6 protein-coding genes and 4 pseudogenes are annotated in these 17,751 nt (G+C 35.9%); 7 read left to right on the top strand and 3 right to left on the bottom strand.

Annotation, left to right across the window (positions count from 1 at the left end; all coding sequences use genetic code 11):
• Window positions 1-6: 6 nt before the first annotated feature.
• The 6 genes and pseudogenes from ACGF5R_RS00530 to ACGF5R_RS00505 form a co-directional block, all read left to right on the top strand.
• Window positions 7-597, top strand: a pseudogene (locus tag ACGF5R_RS00530) (DUF4255 domain-containing protein); the annotation flags it as partial.
• Window positions 598-665: 68 nt separating this feature from the next.
• Window positions 666-959: a hypothetical protein gene (locus ACGF5R_RS00525; protein ID WP_387689164.1), complete on the top strand. Its 294-nt coding sequence runs from the start codon at window positions 666-668 to the stop codon at window positions 957-959.
• A 132-nt stretch (window positions 960-1,091) separates the two neighbouring features.
• Window positions 1,092-5,663: a hypothetical protein gene (locus ACGF5R_RS00520; RefSeq protein WP_387689162.1), complete on the top strand. Its 4,572-nt coding sequence runs from the start codon at window positions 1,092-1,094 to the stop codon at window positions 5,661-5,663.
• Window positions 5,664-5,860: 197 nt separating this feature from the next.
• Entirely contained in the window at window positions 5,861-11,266 is a 5,406-nt protein-coding gene (locus ACGF5R_RS00515; RefSeq protein ID WP_387689159.1) for a hypothetical protein, read from the top strand.
• The gene (locus tag ACGF5R_RS00510) at window positions 11,266-11,403 is read left to right on the top strand and encodes a hypothetical protein (protein WP_387689156.1); all 138 of its coding nucleotides are present in this window, start codon (window positions 11,266-11,268) and stop codon (window positions 11,401-11,403) included. The genes ACGF5R_RS00515 and ACGF5R_RS00510 overlap by 1 nt, the downstream gene beginning before the upstream one ends.
• A gap of 60 nt (window positions 11,404-11,463) precedes the next feature.
• Window positions 11,464-14,049, top strand: a complete 2,586-nt coding sequence (locus tag ACGF5R_RS00505) for a hypothetical protein (RefSeq protein ID WP_387689153.1) — start codon at window positions 11,464-11,466, stop codon at window positions 14,047-14,049.
• A gap of 158 nt (window positions 14,050-14,207) precedes the next feature.
• On the opposite strand, the gene ACGF5R_RS00500 is transcribed toward ACGF5R_RS00505, so the two are convergent.
• Both ACGF5R_RS00500 and ACGF5R_RS00495 read right to left on the bottom strand, forming a co-directional pair.
• Window positions 14,208-14,999, bottom strand: coding sequence for a S1 family peptidase (locus ACGF5R_RS00500; protein WP_387689150.1), 792 nt, complete (start codon window positions 14,997-14,999; stop codon window positions 14,208-14,210).
• Between the two features lie 60 nt (window positions 15,000-15,059).
• A pseudogene (locus ACGF5R_RS00495) lies at window positions 15,060-15,689 on the bottom strand (IS630 family transposase); the annotation flags it as partial.
• 70 nt (window positions 15,690-15,759) lie between these two features.
• Between ACGF5R_RS00495 and ACGF5R_RS00490 the strand changes: the two are divergent.
• Window positions 15,760-16,763 (top strand): annotated as a pseudogene (locus ACGF5R_RS00490) (IS110 family transposase).
• A 235-nt stretch (window positions 16,764-16,998) separates the two neighbouring features.
• On the opposite strand, the pseudogene ACGF5R_RS00485 reads toward ACGF5R_RS00490, so the two are convergent.
• Window positions 16,999-17,427 (bottom strand): annotated as a pseudogene (locus ACGF5R_RS00485) (transposase); the annotation flags it as partial.
• Window positions 17,428-17,751: the final 324 nt, after the last annotated feature.

The raw sequence follows: 17,751 nt of genomic DNA, 5'->3' as shown, positions 1-17,751 counted from the left end.
GTTGATATGACAAGTATAATTGATCCAAGCAATGCTATCGTAGAAGTTAATAAAGCATTAAATGATATTTTATATCAGTATTTAAATGCTTCTGGTCAGACTATTGATATTCGTTTTGATTTGCCAGAAACAAATTCAATCCCGTCGGAGCCTACAGTAAGTGTATTTCTCTATGATATACACGAGGATCTACAATTACGTTCTGCCGAACCAAGACGTTATAACCACACGAATAATTTATTATTACCGGGATGGGTCAATATTAATTATAACTATTTAATTACTTACTGGCATTCGAGTAAGCCAGGTGGAGGTTCCAATCCTGACAGTAAGCCTGATAATCAGGCAGCACAAGTAATGACATATGTTTTGAAGGCATTGATTAACAACCGTCAATTACCTGAAATTCCTGGGGCATACACTAAAGTGATCCCACCGCAGGAAAATCTAAACAGCTTAGGTAACTTTTGGCAGGCTCTAGGCAATCACCCACGCCTTTCTTTATTGTATTCAGTGACAGCACCTGTACAACTTGAAGGTATTCAAAAAGATAATATAACCGCGGTTAAGCAGACGTTTGCTTCTGTGGATCAAAAGTAAATATAAATATCTTTTTTATATTTTACTAACATACTCATTGTCAAAAATGAATAGGTGATAATACCATGGTAAATGTTAACGACCTCAAAAAAATGTTTGAAAACAGCAGTCAAGGTAAAAAATCGACGAGTCAGTTAATGACGCCTAAAAAATTAGAGAATAGCAATATAACTTCACCTCTTGAGTTAAATAAACCAGGAAATAGTGAAATTAAAAAAAGCGAAAAAAATAATGAACTACTTCCTGGGACAAAAATGGAAATCACCAATATAGAGTTTAAAAATTCCAACATTTATATTTATGGGAAGGAAATTGAATCAATAAGTCAAACTCCAATAAATATTTATAATGGTGTATAAAGAGAGCTATCTCAGGCGTTATTTGATAATGGCTTTATACTAACAGTCATTATCAATATTCTAAAGATTTATAATGAATTTTTCATTAATGTAAATATTCTATTATTTATATTAATAATTTCGGAGACAGAAATGTTCGAACATGAAGAGCTAGTTAAAACTAATAACGACACAAAAGCAACTACTAATAATGGTAATAAGAGTTCATCAACTCAACATATTTCAATAGATATAAATAATGATGAAATTGAATTAAATATGCCCATGTTATCAAAAGATGAGACCGAAAAAAAATCAGAAAATCTTACTTCATCACGAAATAAAGTTATTAAGGTTAGCGCTACCGCTATTATAGTAGCAGTTGGGTTAGGGATAGTAAGATACGTAAAATCAATATTGTTGTCTCCTCCATCTCTCTGGGATTCATGCTTGGATGAATTACCAGTAACAGAGCGTAATGAATTTAAAGAGGATATGACCTTGATCAATGAAGCAAATAACCCAACAGTTTACCCTCCCGTGTCCACGCGAAAAGAAGCAGAAGCCGAGCTAGGTATGTATATTTTTGCTGGATTGCCATCACTGACAGGAGGAATTGCAAATAGCGCCAATCAAATGGAAGCAACAGCTGGATATTTAAGTCCAAATGACGGGATGGTACTATTTGACTCTGGAAAGAATACGCGAAATACTAAAGGTAGAAGGGATCTTCATAATGGAAATAGTGTTCATTCTACTCCCGATAGTGTTCACTCTCTGACAACAATATCACAAAAAGTCGGTTCTGAATTAGATGAGCAAGAACCGGAGCATCGACAGGAAGTACAGAGTGATCAGAGTAGTTTCCAGGAGCAGAATAACCTTGATAATATAAATACCTCTTTCCTTTATAATATTAATTTTAATCTCAATGAAACTCAATGGGAAAATTATTATAAGACATTTGATGATCCAAAAAGTAGAGATGTATTTGATGTGGCTTTGGAGGATTATTTGTCGGAAAATGATATTTATGATAAGGAGAAAAATGATCTTTATAAGAGAATAAATGAACTCGAAAGAGAGAAGAAAAAAATAGATAAAAACATTGAACCTAATCCAGATATTCTGGTTCAGGAAAATAAATTAAAAAAATTGGATGATATGATTAAAAAAATTAATAATAAACTAGAAAAACTTAATATCTTTATGAAAGATGAAAAATCATCGTATAAAAACTATAAATCAATAATTTCAAAGATTGATTATCCGATTTATATAAGAAGTAATGACTCTAATGGAAATGTTGAATATATACCTGATATAATAAATTCTTTAATTGATGAAATTAATGGGGTGACGACCAATATCAATGATGGAGAAACGGATTTTTTAATTGATAATGAAACTAAATTAGATCTTATTTATGGAATAATACATTACTGTAGATATTTTGAATTACTAACAAATAGTTATCAGAGAGTTTTGTTGAATGTTGATAAAATAAACGAAGAAATTATAAATAAAATTGAAGAACATCGTATTTCAAATGATTATTTAGATATTTTAAAAACTAATGAAATATCTTCATTTATACAGCAACAAAAAGACTATCAGAATATAACAGTGACTATCTCCGATGAATTATCTGAAGAAAATTATCTTGAAGTTACACTGTTGAATGCAATTGTTTATTGGATGATGATCAATAAATATTTTAACATTAATATGTTGAAGGATATTTCAGTATATACTGTCCTAAAAAAATATCTGACGGATCAACGTCAATATAATCCAATGATGAAAATATCTACCCTACCAGAAGGATATTATTCTTTCTATGATTTTGAAAGAAGAAGGGATTTTGATACTCAAAAAGAATTCACAACTCAATTTAATAAGTATAAAGATAAATACAGCAATTATGAAGCAAACATATTAACTAAACAACACCTTTCTTCTTTGGATCTTGGCGTGACTGCTATGGAAATTGTGACATCACCGAAAAGGGTTTTTTCTTTTTCCATAACTAGTCATATAGGAAAAGTTAATATGTTAGAATTAGCATCTGGTAATTGGTTATTAATTTCTTTCATTGATGGTGGGATAAAGATGAAGAAATATACACAGGAGGAAATAAATAATAATAATTTCTTGAAAGCCTTGGTAAACCCAAATACAGGATTTAATTCTGAATTGATTTATGCTCGTGAAGTTGCTCGTAATGTTATGACAAATAAAAAGATTTTCCCAGGTGGACGTTTGGGTAATATAAAGGATTCAGATGGTTCTTCTTCAAATAAGAATTATCAACAATTTTGGCATGATTTTTATGAAAATAAAATTAATATAACAGAACCAATCTTTTATATTGATAAGCCTGATAGAGAATTTCCAGAAAAATTTAATACTTTTGATATAATTGAAAATCTTTTAAAAGAAGGTTTGGATAATATTTCGGATAACAGTAAAATTATATTGGATGATGCATCCTTCTTACATACTGTTGCTACAATGGTAATTCCTTTTTATGGTGTCATTTATGAAGAAGTTACTGATAGCCATCATAGTTTAGATACTAATGATGTAGTTTCTATCGTTTTTGATTCGATAAGTGTCATTATCACTGTTATGACATTGGGTTTATCAATATCAAGTCAAGTATTACCGAAAATTACGACTAAAACTGCTGAACTTAGCCTCAAATATTCTGGCAGAGCGTTGTTAAGGGCAGTAATCAGAGAATTGCCCTCGATGAAGCTCCTGAATGCTGGTCAGGTTTCCCGTCTATTAGCCAGTGGTATTATTGATTTAATCGAACCTTTTCCTATCAGAGATATTTTTCGAGGTACTTATGGTACTTATAAGGGCCTTAAAAAATCAAGTTTTTTAAAAAAAGGATCCCAAGTACAAAATAAAGCGGTTATTGAAAAAACTGGAGTTTATATAGGAAAAAGCCAGGATATGGTTAAAATGCCTGTGAATTATTCAGGGCTAGGTCATAGTAACCCTGTGCGAGATGCAGCACGTACAAGTATGCTTTCGGGAAGTAGTCAAGATGTCTGCTGGAGCTTTGCAACTGATGTGTTGCAGAAAGCAAAAGTGGTTACTGACACACAAGCTCAGATATTGATTGATGGGTTGAAAAAAGCCGCTCAATATAAAGGAATTAGCAACAGTGGGCGAATTGATGACTTATTCGAAGGCCCTCGAAAGATAACGAATATTGAACAGTTATTACGTGTGAAAGAAGGAGAAATGCTGGTTTTCATGGAAGTTGATCCTAATATGCCTAATAAAGGAGCGAGACCCGTCCATGTGGTTGCCAGCATCGGCAATGGCAGATTTGCCGGAATGAAAAATAGTGCGTTGAATAACTCACTTGGTGATGGTAAGAAGATCATAACGGCGGAACAATTGGGGCAATTTGAAGGGGAAGGTCTAAGGCGCTATGGCTCAGCTAGTCCACCTTTGTTGGATATTTACGCCGGTTATCCAGTGGGAGCACAAGCACGGTATGGCAAACCTATAAAAGAAGTTGCTCAGTCTTTAACATCATCAGGCCAAGCAGGTGATATTGGAAAATTTATTTCTGATCTTTTGGAGCAATCTGGTGAGTTAGCCTTTGAGCAGGCATCAGCTTTTAATGATGTTGTAAAAGCACTTCTGGATCCAAACAATGTACAGAGAACGGTTAATCATCTACTAACTAATAAAAGAAATATCAATAATATTGCTGATCTTACTACCTTGTCTAAAGGGAGCGTGGTTGTGTTTCAAGAGAGTGAATATTCGGTCAAAAACCTTATGGTCAGTTTGGGGGAGGGCGAATTTGCAATATTCAATCCAGAGAATCTTGGTTCGTCATTTAATCATGCGGATACCGTCGTCGCTTCGAGCCAATTTGGCGAGTTTTCCAATGGGAAATTGGGCGCTTATACCGTAGTAGCGGGGCAAGTTAATGTAAACTCGATGCGGAAAAGTGCACTTCTTGGTAAAGATTCACTTTTTGTATTAAAGGGTAACAAATTGCATATCAAAGTCCACGGTGCTCCTGGGATTGTTAACTATATGGATGCGATAGAGTTCTCTGACGTTGTTCGTGGCTTAAGTTTACGTACCGGTGATGTCATCAACTTTAAAATGGTAGGTGCCATCGAATTTCAATCTTGTTATGGTGCATTTGGTAAGCAGTCTTCAGGGCAAATACTGGCTGATAAGTTAAGAAAAAAAGTGACTGCTTATCCATTGAAATATAGCGGTGCAATTGCTCAAAACCCTGAATGGTGGAGGCCGAGACCAAAAATATTTGAACCACGCACTTTAAACGCTGGTGACGCTGGTGAGTTGGATAGAGCACATAAACAACATATGAAAAACCATAACTTCTGGGAAAAATTACTGGGTTTATATAAGGGTGGTCCAAGCTTACGGCGTAGTAAGCGAGAAGTAAATCTAATTGCCAGTTCGTTTGAGCTGTTGATTGATGATGTTGCTGACTTAGCTTTGAATAAATTCACTGTAGATGATTTTTTACGATTACATCCTGAATATTTTGGAAAAAAGAATGATCTTTATACTGTCATGCAAACAGAATTGGCCTCTTTGATTAAGTTAGCTGCCCCAACAAATGCAGATTCTTTTGCTGAGTTATGTATCGCGATTCTTTCGTTGAATCAATTCTCTTTTGATTTATTGGATAATTATCTTTCAGATAATGTGTAGTGAGTTTATTACTGGAATATATTGATATACCCGTTATCTTTCAAGTTGCCTCTTTGTTGGCTGCACTCGCTCACCCCGATCACATAGTTCGCTATGCTCCCGGGGATTCGCTCCCTTGCCGTCGCGATGCATCTTGAAATCTATAGGGTATATAAATAAATATTCTATTATTTATATTAATAATTTCGGAGACAGAAATGTTAGAATATGAAGAGCTAGTTAAAACTAATAACGACACAAAAGCAACTACTAATAATGGTAATAAGAGTTCATCAACTCAACATATTTCAATAGATATAAATAATGATGGAAGTGAATTAAATTCACCCATGTTATCAAAGGATAGGACTGAACAGAAATCAGAAAATCCTACTTTATCACGAAATAAAATTATTAAATATAGCCCTATTGCTATCGCTATTATGGTAGCAGCTGGGTTAGGAATTCTGACGATAGTAAGATACGTAAAATCAATATTGTTGTCTCCTCCATCTCTCTGGGATTCATGCTTGGATGAATTACCAGTAACAGAGCGTAATGAATTTGAAGAGGATATGGCCTTGATCAATGAAGCAAATAACCCAACAGTTTACTCTCCCATGCCCACGCAAAAAGAAGCAGAAGCCGGGCTAGTTATATGTATTTTTGCTGGATTGCAATCACTGATAGGAGGAATTGCAAATAGTGCCAATCAAATGGAAGCAACAGCTGGATATTTAAGTCCAAATGACGGGATGGTACCATTTGACTCTGGAAAGAATACGCGAAATACTAAAGGTAGAAGGGATCTTCATAATGGAAATAGTGTTCATTCTACTCCCGATAGTGTTCACTCTCTGACAACAATATCACAAAAAGTCGGTTCTGAATTAGATGAGCAAGAACCGGAGCATCGACAGGAAGTACAGAGTGATCAGAGTATTTCTCAGGAACAGCGTAACCCTAATAATATAAATATCTCTCCCCTTACTAAGACTAGCCTCAATGATATTAAATGGGAAGAGTATTATAATACATTCGATGTTACAAAAATTAGAGCCGTATTTGATGTAGCTTTGGCAGATTACTTATCGGGAGAGAATACATATGATAAGGATAAAGATAATTATAATAAGAAAATCAATGAACTTGAAAGATATAAGGAAAATGAATCAAATTATCTTAAGAACCAGACTGACATTTACAAGAGTAAGCTAGAAGAACTTAATAATCGAGAAAGTGAGGAAAAATCATCATACGAAATTTGTAAATTAACATTAAAAAATATTGAAAATTATATTTCCAATAATAATCTCTTTTCTTATGAAAATGTTGATCATTTTTCTGATTTAATAGATTATTTAATTGACAAAATAAACCATGAGGCAACCGAAAATTATGGAGAAAAAAATTTTGCAACTAACGATGAGGTAATATCATATATTATTTCCGTAGCCATATATTATCTTAAATATATTGAATCATTAAAATATAGCTTTCAAGAAACCTTGTTGAATCTTAATAATCTGGATAAAAAAATTATACATGACATTGAAAATCATCATACCTCAAATAATTATTTAGATATTTTAAAAGCTAATGAAATATCTTCACTGATACAACAACAAAAAGATCATAATAATATAACAACTACTATCCCAGATGAATCCTCTGATGAGGATTATTTTGATACTACCCGGCTAAGAGCGGCAGTTTATTGGATGATGATTAATAAATCGTTTGACATTAATACATTTGATAACATTACAATATACACTATCATAAAAAAATATCTGATGGACGAACGTCAATATAATCCAATGCAAAATGGAGCCACTTTACCAGAAGGATATTACTCTTTCCTCGATTTCAAAAGGAGAAAAGAATTTGATAGCCAAAGAGAATTTACAACTCAATTTAATAAATATAAAGATAAATATAGTAATTATGAAGCAATCATGTTAACAAAATTACATCTTTCTTCCTTAGATCTGGGGATAACTCCTACAGAAATTGTGACACCACCCAAAAAAGCTTTTTCTTTTTCTATTGATAATCATATCGGAAAAATTAATTTTCTAGAATTAATATCTGGTGATTGGTTATTAATTGCTTTCATTGATGGAATAATAAAGATGAAGAAATACAAACAAGAGGAAATAAATAGTAACGATTTACTGAAAGCTCTGAAAGAACCAGATAATAATTTTGTGCATCGACCTGACTCTCCCGTATTAAGAGAAATGAATAGTATAAACCGTAATCAGGCGATTTTTCCGATTTTTTTTACAGATTATCATTTAGTTTATAGCCATGAAAAATTCTGGGATAATTTTTTTGAAAATAGAATTAAGATAAAGGGAAATGAACCATTTTCTCATACTTATGATTATGATAGGAAATTTCCAGAAGAATACAATGTTTTCAATGTCATCAATAGTCTTTTAAAAGAAGGTCTAGATAATATTGCGGATAAAAGCAAAATTACTTTAGATGATGCTTCTTTTTTACATACTATTGCTACAGTGTTAATTCCTTTTTATGATGTCATTTATCAGGCGGTTACCGACAGCGATTATAGCCCAGATGCTGGGGATGTAGTTTCTATCGCTTTTGATTCGATCAGTGTCATTATCACTGTTATGACATTGGGGTTACCAATATCAAATCAAGTATTAACGAAAATTACGACTAGAACTGTTGAACTTAGCGTCAGATATTCTGGCAGAGCGTTATTAAGGGCAGTAATCAGAGAATTGCCTTCGATGGAGCTCTTGGATGCCCGCCAGGTTCTCCGTTTGTTAAAAAGTGGTATGATTGATTTAATCGTACCTTTACCGACCAAAGATATTTTAAAGGGTGCTAATAAGATATTCAGAAAATCAATCTCTTTAAAAAAAGGAGTTCAGGTACAAAATGATGCTATTAATTTTTTGGAATCAAACGTCAATAGATATAATAAATTGCCCGATAAATGGAAAGTTCCCGATCAGGGATTTGAGCTAATGACGGCAGGAACTAGTGATGGTCGGTTTGAAGACATTTATAAGTTACGTACTAGTAATGCCAATATCGATATGCAGACAAACTATTATATTAAACAACACGGAGATTTCTGGCAGGCACGTTGGGATAATGATAACCGAACATGGAGGATAATGAACCCGGCCAATTCCGGTAGATTTAATTATGCAATTCCCGTTAAACGAGATAACAATGGGCTCTGGATTAGACATTCAGATGTTGGTTTAAGAGGGGGAGCTCGATTGGATAAATCAGCACCAAAGCATATGCAAAAGGCAGAAGTTGAGTTCGAACCAATAAGGAGTACGACATCAGAAAAGATTACTCATAATTTGGCTGAAGATATTTCAGCTGCCGACTATTTAAACCAACTGAAAGCTAATCCAAAAATCAGGGAAAAGATTACAAATCCAACAGGGCAATGTGAATCATTGATGGAACCCGTAGCTCGCTTTATGCAAGATAATGGTATGACGGATATAAAATATAGAGGGATGTATATTTGGGATAATGCCATGAATGCGGCTCCGATGAACCATTTTGTAGTAGTTGGTAAGAAAAATGGTAAAGATTATGTATTCGATTTATCTGCACATCAGTTTGAAAATAAAGGTATGCTTGACCTGAACGGCCCACTTATTTTGGAAGAATCAGAATGGGCGAACAAATATTCAGGTGCTTCAACTAGGAAACTCATTAAATATAAAGATTTCAGTAATGCGAAAAGCGCAGGAACAACGTTTAATTCCTATCCAGGGCATCACCCTGTTGATGTAATAGAAGGAGCCACCGTCTTAACAGAACCTCAATGGTATATCACTGCAAAGCGTGATCTGGATATAAGCAATAAAAAAATGCCTGTGAGTTATTCAGGGCTAGGTTGCAGCAATCCTGTACGAGATGCAGCACGTACAAGTATTCTTTCGGGAAGTAGTAGTCAAGATGTCTGCTGGAGCTTTGCAACTGATGTGTTGCAGAAAGCAAAAGTGGTTACTGACACACAAGCTCAGATATTGATTGATGGGTTGGAAAAAGCCGCTCAATATAAAGGAATTAGCAACAGTGGGCGAATTGATGACTTATTCGAAAGCCCCCGAAAGATAACGAATGTTGAACAGCTATTACGTGTGAAAGAAGGAGAAATGCTGGTTTTCATGGAAGTTGCTCCTAATATGCCTAATAAAGGAGCGAGACCAGTCCATGTGGTTGCCAGCATCGGCAATGGCAGATTTGCCGGAATGAAAAATAGTGTGTTGGATAACTCACTTAGTGATGGTAAAAAGATCATAACGGCGGAACAATTGGGGAAATTTGAAGGGGAAGGTTTAAAGAGCCATGACTTAGCTAGTTCATCTTTATTGGATATTTACGCCGGTTATCCAGTGGGAGCACAAGCACGGTATGGCAAATCTATAAAAGAAGTTGCTCAGTCTTTAACATCATCAGGCCAAGCAGGTGATATTGGAAAATTTATTTCTGATCTTTTGGAGCAATCTGGTGAGCTAGCCTTTGAGCAGGCATCAGCTTTTAATGATGTTGTAAAAGCACTTCTGGATCCAAACAGTGTACAGAGAACGGTTGATCATCTACTAACTAACAAAAGAAATATCAATAATATTGCTGATCTTACTACCTTATCTAAAGGGACCGTGGTTGTGTTTCAAGAGAGTGAATATTCGGTCAAAAACCTTATGATCAGTTTGGGTGAGGGCGAATTTGCAATATTCAATCCAGAGAATCTTGGTTCGTCATTTAATCATGCGGATACCGTCGTTTCTTCGAGCCAGTTTGGCGAGTTTTCAAATGGGAAATTGGGCACTTATACCGTAGTAGCGGGGCAAATTAATGTAAAATCGATGCGGCAAAGTGCACTTCTTGGTAAAGATTCATCTTTTGGATTAAACGGTAACAAATTGCATATTAAAATCCATGGTGCTCCTTGGATTGTTAACTATATGGATGCGATAGAGTTCTCTGACGTTGTTCGTGGCTTAAGTCTACGTGCCGGTGATATCATTGACTTCAGAATGGTAGGTGCCATCGAATTTCAATCTTGTTATGGTGCATTTGGTAAGCAGTCTTCAGGGCAAATATTGGCTGATAAGTTAGGAAAAAGAGTGACTGCTTACCCATTGAAATATAGTAATGTAATTGCTCAAAACCCTGAATGGTGGAGGCCGAGACCAAAAATATTTGAACCACGCACGTTAAATGCTGGTGAGTTGGATAGAGCACATAAACAACATATGAAAAACCATAACTTCTGGGAAAAATTACTGGGTTTATATAAGGGTGGTCCAGGCTTACGGCGTAGTAGGCGAGAAGTAAATCTAATTGCCAGTTCGTTTGAGCTGTTGATTGATGATGTTGCTGACTTAGCTTTGAATAAATTCACTGTAGATGATTTTTTACGATTACATCTTGAATATTTTGGAAAAAAGAATGATCTTTATACTGTCATGCAAACAGAATTGGCCTCTTTGATTAAGTTAGCTGCCCCAACAAATGCAGATTCTTTTGCTGAGTTATGTATCGCGATTCTTTCGTTGAATCAATTCTCTTTTGATTTATTGGATAATTATCTTTCAGGTAATGTGTAGTGAGTTTATTACTGGAATATATTGATATACCCGTTATCTTTCAAGTTGCCTCTTTGTTGGCTGCACTCGCTCACCCCGATCACATAGTTCGCTATGCTCCCGGGGATTCGCTCCCTTGCCGTCGCGATGCATCTTGAAATCTATAGGGTATATAAATAAATATTCTATTATTTATATTAATAATTTCGGAGACAGAAATGTTAAAATATGAAGAGCTAGTTAAAACTAATAACGACACAAAAGCAACTACTAATAATGGTAATAAGAGTTCATCAACTCAACATATTTCAATAGATATAAATAATGATGGAAGTGAATTAAATTCACCCATGTTATCAAAGGATAGGACTGAACAGAAATCAGAAAATCCTACTTTATCACGAAATAAAATTATTAAATATAGCCCTATTGCTATTGCTATTGCGGTAGCAACTGGATTAGGAGTTGGATTAGGAGTTGGATTAGGAATTGGATTAGTAATTATTGTATTTACTCTGATGATAGTAAGAAAGGTAAAAGAAGAAATTACTTTTCCTCCACCTTTCCAGGATACATTACCAGTAACAGAGCGTAATATATTTAAAAAGTGGCAGGATGAGGAGAAAGCCTCCAAAACTGAAAGAGAAAGCCCAACACTTCCCCCTCGCAGACCCGGTTTAAAAGAAGCATTATTCAAAATACATATGAATTATTCTATTCCATTGTCGACAATAGAAAGCGAAAATAGTACCAATCTAATGAAAGCAACAAAAACAGAAACAGCTGGATATTCCAGTCCAGATAACCTGATAGTGCAATTTAACTCTGGAAAGAATACGCAAAATAAGAAAAATAGAAGAGAGGTTCCTAAAGGAAAAAGTGTTCATTCTACTCCCGATAGTATTCACTCTCTAATAACAATACCACAAAAAGTCGGTTCTGAATTAGGTGAACAAGAGCCGGAGCATCAACAGGAAGTACAGAGTGATCAGGGTAGTTTCCAGGAGCAGAATAACCTTGATAATATAAATATTCCTCTTCTTACTAAAATCAATCTTAATGAAAAAAAATCAAGATCTCAACTTATTGCAGATAAACCCAAGTATTTTAATCAAACTTTATCTCATGATGAGGAATTTATAAATCTTTTTTTGACTGATTATCTTAAAGGGTTACTAGAGAAATATAATGTGATTTCTAAGATTGGTATAGGAACCCAACTGGTTATTGATGGTAGTGAAGATAAAATTCTGGTTTCTGATTTATTAAAAGGAATTGTGTCAGATGATATTAAACAGAAAATTATTTTCCCTAAAGAAGTGACATCTGAAATGCAGCAGGATTTATTCATTAATAATTTAGGTAATAACATGGATGAATTCATCATGGAATTTTTTGGAAAACTATATGAATTTATTGCGAAAATCAATGAAGTAGAAGATTCTATTAGTAAAATATTACCTTTTAGAGAATATATTGATTTTAGAGTAAAGGAGATCTCTGGTGGTAAAGTTAATTTAAATGATACAGTTACTATTGAAAGCAAACCCTTCATAACTGATAAATGTAAACTAAATCCAACATTCGATGTATGTAGGAATCCAGGTAAATCTATATTATATAGTTTTACGGTGGAAGAGTTAATCTTGAAAGATGATAGGAAAATTTTTAATAATAGGCATAGTGGAAGAACACAGATAATGAAAACAAATAATGAGTATGTTAACGGTGTTTTAAGTAAATTGTTTTATATTACAGTTGATTATGAAAAATATATAGATGAATTTAGAAGTGATGAAGATGTGAAATATTTTATCAATGAGATAATTAGTAAGTTTTCAGGATTTCAAGGAATAACAGTAAATAAATTTCTTGATATGTATATAAAAGATATGGATAAAAAAAGCTTTTCTGAAAATGAAATTAAATTAGATTATTTTCTTAAAATATCTAGGGATGTTATTGATGTTGGTTCAATGGTTACCCCGTTTAGACCAATTGTAGGTTATATTCTTTCTATTATTGCCAATACAGGAATACCACTTATTCAATCTGCAATAGCGAATACAGATGAAGAAAGCACTGCATTGCGAAAAGAGGCTTTATTGAATTTAGTTGTCACATCTGTAATACATTCACTTTTCAATACTGGAGCAATTGCACGGAGATTTAGCAAAGGTGAAAAATTAAGTAAAAAGGGTAGAGGTAGTTCTTGGAAAAGCCAGAATGTGGTAGAAGCCGAGTTCGAACCGATAAGGAGTACGACACCACAAAAGATTACTCGTAATTTAGCTGAAGATATTCCAGCTGCTGACTACTTAAACGAATTTAAAAATAATCCAACAATTGGGAAAAAGATTGAATATCCATCAGGAAAATGTGATTCATTAATGGAACCCGTGGCTGACTTTATGAAAAAGAAAGAAATGGAGCATATAAGATTTAGAGCGATATTTATTTGGGATAACGCCACGAGTTCGAGTCCGATGAACCATTTTGTAGTAGTTGGTAAGAAAGAAGGTAAAGATTATGTAATCGATTTAACTGCACAACAGTTTGGAGATAGGGGTATTGATAGACTGAATGCTCCACTTATTTTAGAGGAAACAGAATGGGCGGCAAGATACTCAGGTGTTCCAGCTGAAACTAAGAGACTAATTAAATATAAAGATTTCAGTGATGCGAGAAGTGCAAGAACAGAGTTTAACTCCTATCCAGTGCATAAAGCTGAGAATATAATAAAAGGGGCCGTTATCTTAACAACACCTAAATGGTATTTACTCCAAACGAAGAGAACAATATGAAATAGTGTGCTATTTATGCCTGAGGATTATGTGAGTCACTTCATCGTAAAAGATTTGATCACGCCTCAGGCATTGAGTTTCCTTCTTATTTATTAATTTTTTTATGTTAAGGCCAGATTAATTCGATAAGAGCAATTTTACAGCAGACCTAATAAGAGTTAATTTTCCTTCACCGTTTCAATTATCCAATCTTTGAAAAAACTGACCTTGGTAAACTGTTCTGCTGGTTTTAGGAGTGAACGAGATACCAGCCCAGAAACGATATCATCTTTATTACTTGTTTTAACCATCAATGGCCCTCCTGAGTCCCCACCGCCGACACCTCCATTTTGATTACTAGAACAAATATTTATTGCCGGATCGTAATTTGTATCAGGGTATCCCGGAGGAACTTCGATACATTTCTTATCATCAAGGATATATTCATCGGTTTTCATTAATATATTCGGTGTTGATACACTTTCTGTTTTTCCAAAACCAATAACCGTTAATTCTGTATCAACTGGCAGATCAATAGTTTCATCTATTCCATTGAGTTTTGCAAAAGCATCACTGTTTGCATCTCGGTTGAGCTTAATGAGCGCTATGTCATATTGCCCCCGTTTTCGTGCAAACCATTTTGGATGAATAATAATTTTTTCAATATCAACTTTATTCTTATAAATTGGTGTAGGTTTATACCTTTCTAATCCTACATAGATTGTGGATTTTATATTATCATCTTCAACGCAGTGAGCTGCTGTTAAAACCCAACGTTTATTGATTAATACCGAGCCACAACGGTGCCCTTCAATGTTTCCATCTTTTGTGTTAAGTGCTGAATAAAATGGAAATTCACCCGGTTCCGCAGGTTGACCATTTATTATATCTAATTCTCTGGCGCTGTTTGCCATTAATGATAATGAGAGCGTGCCGATAAAAACTAGAGTAAAAAGCAATTTTTCTTTCATAATATAATCCTTGTATAATATGATGATGGAGATAAAGTTCCATTATATACCCAAGAAACTTCAAGATGCAGTTTTTAGCACCTGAAAATGGTCGTTAATTCTAGACGTCAGCGAGTCCGCTATATCAGGTAGCGTTGTGGTGAAAAATTTGAAGACTTTGTCTCGAAATTCATGTTTATCCGCGAAATAACGGTTATTTCGAACATATTCATTCATGACCTTCCATAATCGCTCTATCGGGTTTAAATTCGGGCTGTATGGCGGAAGGTAATGTCACTTAATATTGCTAACATAAGCCCACTCCTTCACAAGATGAGCTTTGTTGTAACCCGCCCCATCCACAATAAGATGAATTTTTTGATGATAGTCAGGATAAGACTTTCTTATTTCATTGAAAAAACAGCAAATGTTGTAGTCATTGAGGGTTTGATATTCCTGGAACACCGTACGACCAATGGCATTCAGGTTGAGGGTGCCCAATAGATTCAGGCGAGTTCGGCTTCCCGTTGTTTTGACTGTTTTTTTCTCTCCTTTTCGCATCCAGCCATAACCGAGTTTGGTGCCTTGAGTCGGGTGAACCGCGTCAAGAAAGAGGATGGACTCGTCTTTCGCTGTAACCTTAAGAGCTTCATAATATTCAATAAATTGTCGCTGTTTTTCTGCCTCGAATTTATGAGGGACACCACACGGTTAATGAGATGGTCACTCCCACCCTGTGAGAGGTACGCTAGCAGGGTATTTTATTTTAGAGGGAACCATCATGCAAAACATTACGCTTATTGGTATCGATCTCGGTAAACATTCCTTCCATGTCCACTGTCAGGACAGGCAGGGTAACGCCCTGATGCGTAAGAAGTTTTCCCGCACTCAGCTTATTAATTTTCTCGGTTCCTGCAAGGCTGCAACCGTAGTGATGGAGTCCTGCGGTGGGGCGCACTTTATGGCTCGCCGGATCGCTGATTTAGGCCATGAGGCAAAGCTGATTTCTCCGCAGTTCGTCCGTCCTTTTGTTAAGAGTAACAAGAACGATTTTGTCGATGCTGAAGCTATCTGCGAGGCAGCTTCCCGGCCCTCCATGCGCTTTGTGCCCCCCGCACAGAAGACCAACAGGCGATGGCCGCCCTCCATCGCGTCAGAGACTCACTGATACGGCAACGCGTTAAAACCACCAATCAGATGCGCGCTTTTTTGCTGGAGTTCGGCGTCAGTCTGCCGCGCGGTATTGCCGTGATACGACGTCTGGCCGCTGTGCTGGAAGAAAATGACTTTCCGCCGTATCTGGCAAGGGTTCTGAGCAGACGCCACAGTCATTATGTTTACCTCAGCGGAGAAATTGAGGAAGTCGATAAGGAACTGAAAACGCATCTGTCGGAAGATGAAACCGCTCAACGCCTGCTGACCATTCCTGGCGTTGGGCCGGTAACGGCGAGTCTGTTAGCCATGCGGCTGGGGGACGGTAAAAACTATGCCAGCAGCCGTGACTTTGCGGCTTCAACAGGGCTGGTTCCCCGCCAGTACAGCACGGGTGGAAAAACGACACTGATGGGCATCAGCAAGCGGGGTGATAAAAATCTGAGACGGCTGCTGGCGCAGTGTGCCAGGGTCTTTATGCAGCGGCTGGAGCATAATCCAGGGCGTCTGGCAGAGTGGGTGAACAGGCAGCTTGCCAGCCATCACTCGAACGTTGTAGCGTGTGCGCTGGCGAACAAACTGGCACGAATAGCCTGGGCCGTTACGGCACATCAGACGGTGTTCATTAAATAAAAGAGCCAACGAAAAACTGCGTTAGCTCAGTAAGTTAAGCAGTTACCATCTGGTTTTGCGACGACAGATAATTGATGACATGAACGGCATATCGGCCTGCTGATGAACCTGATATAAAAAATGGCTCTCTGAAGCCGACCGGTTTTTAAGGTTCGGCAGGCACGGAACTCATCGTGGCGCGGGCATGACTGCTCACCAGACGCCGAATAGATTTACGCAAGCCCACCATACATCAAAATTTGTGTTGCAAAAACGGGGGTGACCATAGATTTTTATAAGAAAAACCCTGACGATGTAACCATTTATTCATGCCGGGAATGCTAAAGGTCATATTCCAGAGCTGAGCGACATAGGCCACGATTTCACGGGTGTGATGGAAAAGATGTTGAGATAAGTGGTTGATTAAAAAATCAGTTTGTTCCCGGGAAAGTAAACTGTCAGACCCCCCATTACCCGATTTAAGTTTACCTTGATTAAGGTAATCACTGATATGGCGGTCAACGGTGGTCTGATGGAGTCGCAATGCCTGGGCTATCATCACAGAACTCCACCCTTCAGAAGCCAGAAGGATAGCTTTTATTCTGTCGCGTACTTGACCATCACGAGTGGTGTCGTGAAGATGCTCAAGTTTGATTTTTTGTTCTGATGTAATAAATATTTTCATAGCGAGGATAATGATCTCCATTTCGGATAAAATCAAGCATCTTCAATGATTACGGGTATATACTATATCAATATGGTCTGGCGGAATAACGATTATATGCATATTTATATCTCATTTATGATTAATGGAGTTTTATTATTTAGAATAAAGAAAAATAAATATTTGTTATTAAATAACTTGGTGTATTTACAATGCAGATAATGTTTTTTTAATGTAAATTCAATTAGGAAATTATGATTTGCACGATATTTTTATTTTGGATTAAATTGTACTATTGGTAATTCTTGAAACATTATTAACAAGGAAATAGGGATAACGTAATCT

It is taken from the genome of Photorhabdus sp. RM71S (assembly GCF_042879355.1).
In the GTDB taxonomy this organism is placed as follows: Bacteria; Pseudomonadota; Gammaproteobacteria; order Enterobacterales; family Enterobacteriaceae; genus Photorhabdus; species Photorhabdus kayaii.
The sequence above is the reverse complement of the archived record's forward strand: the minus strand, read 5'-3'. Positions and strand labels throughout refer to the sequence as shown.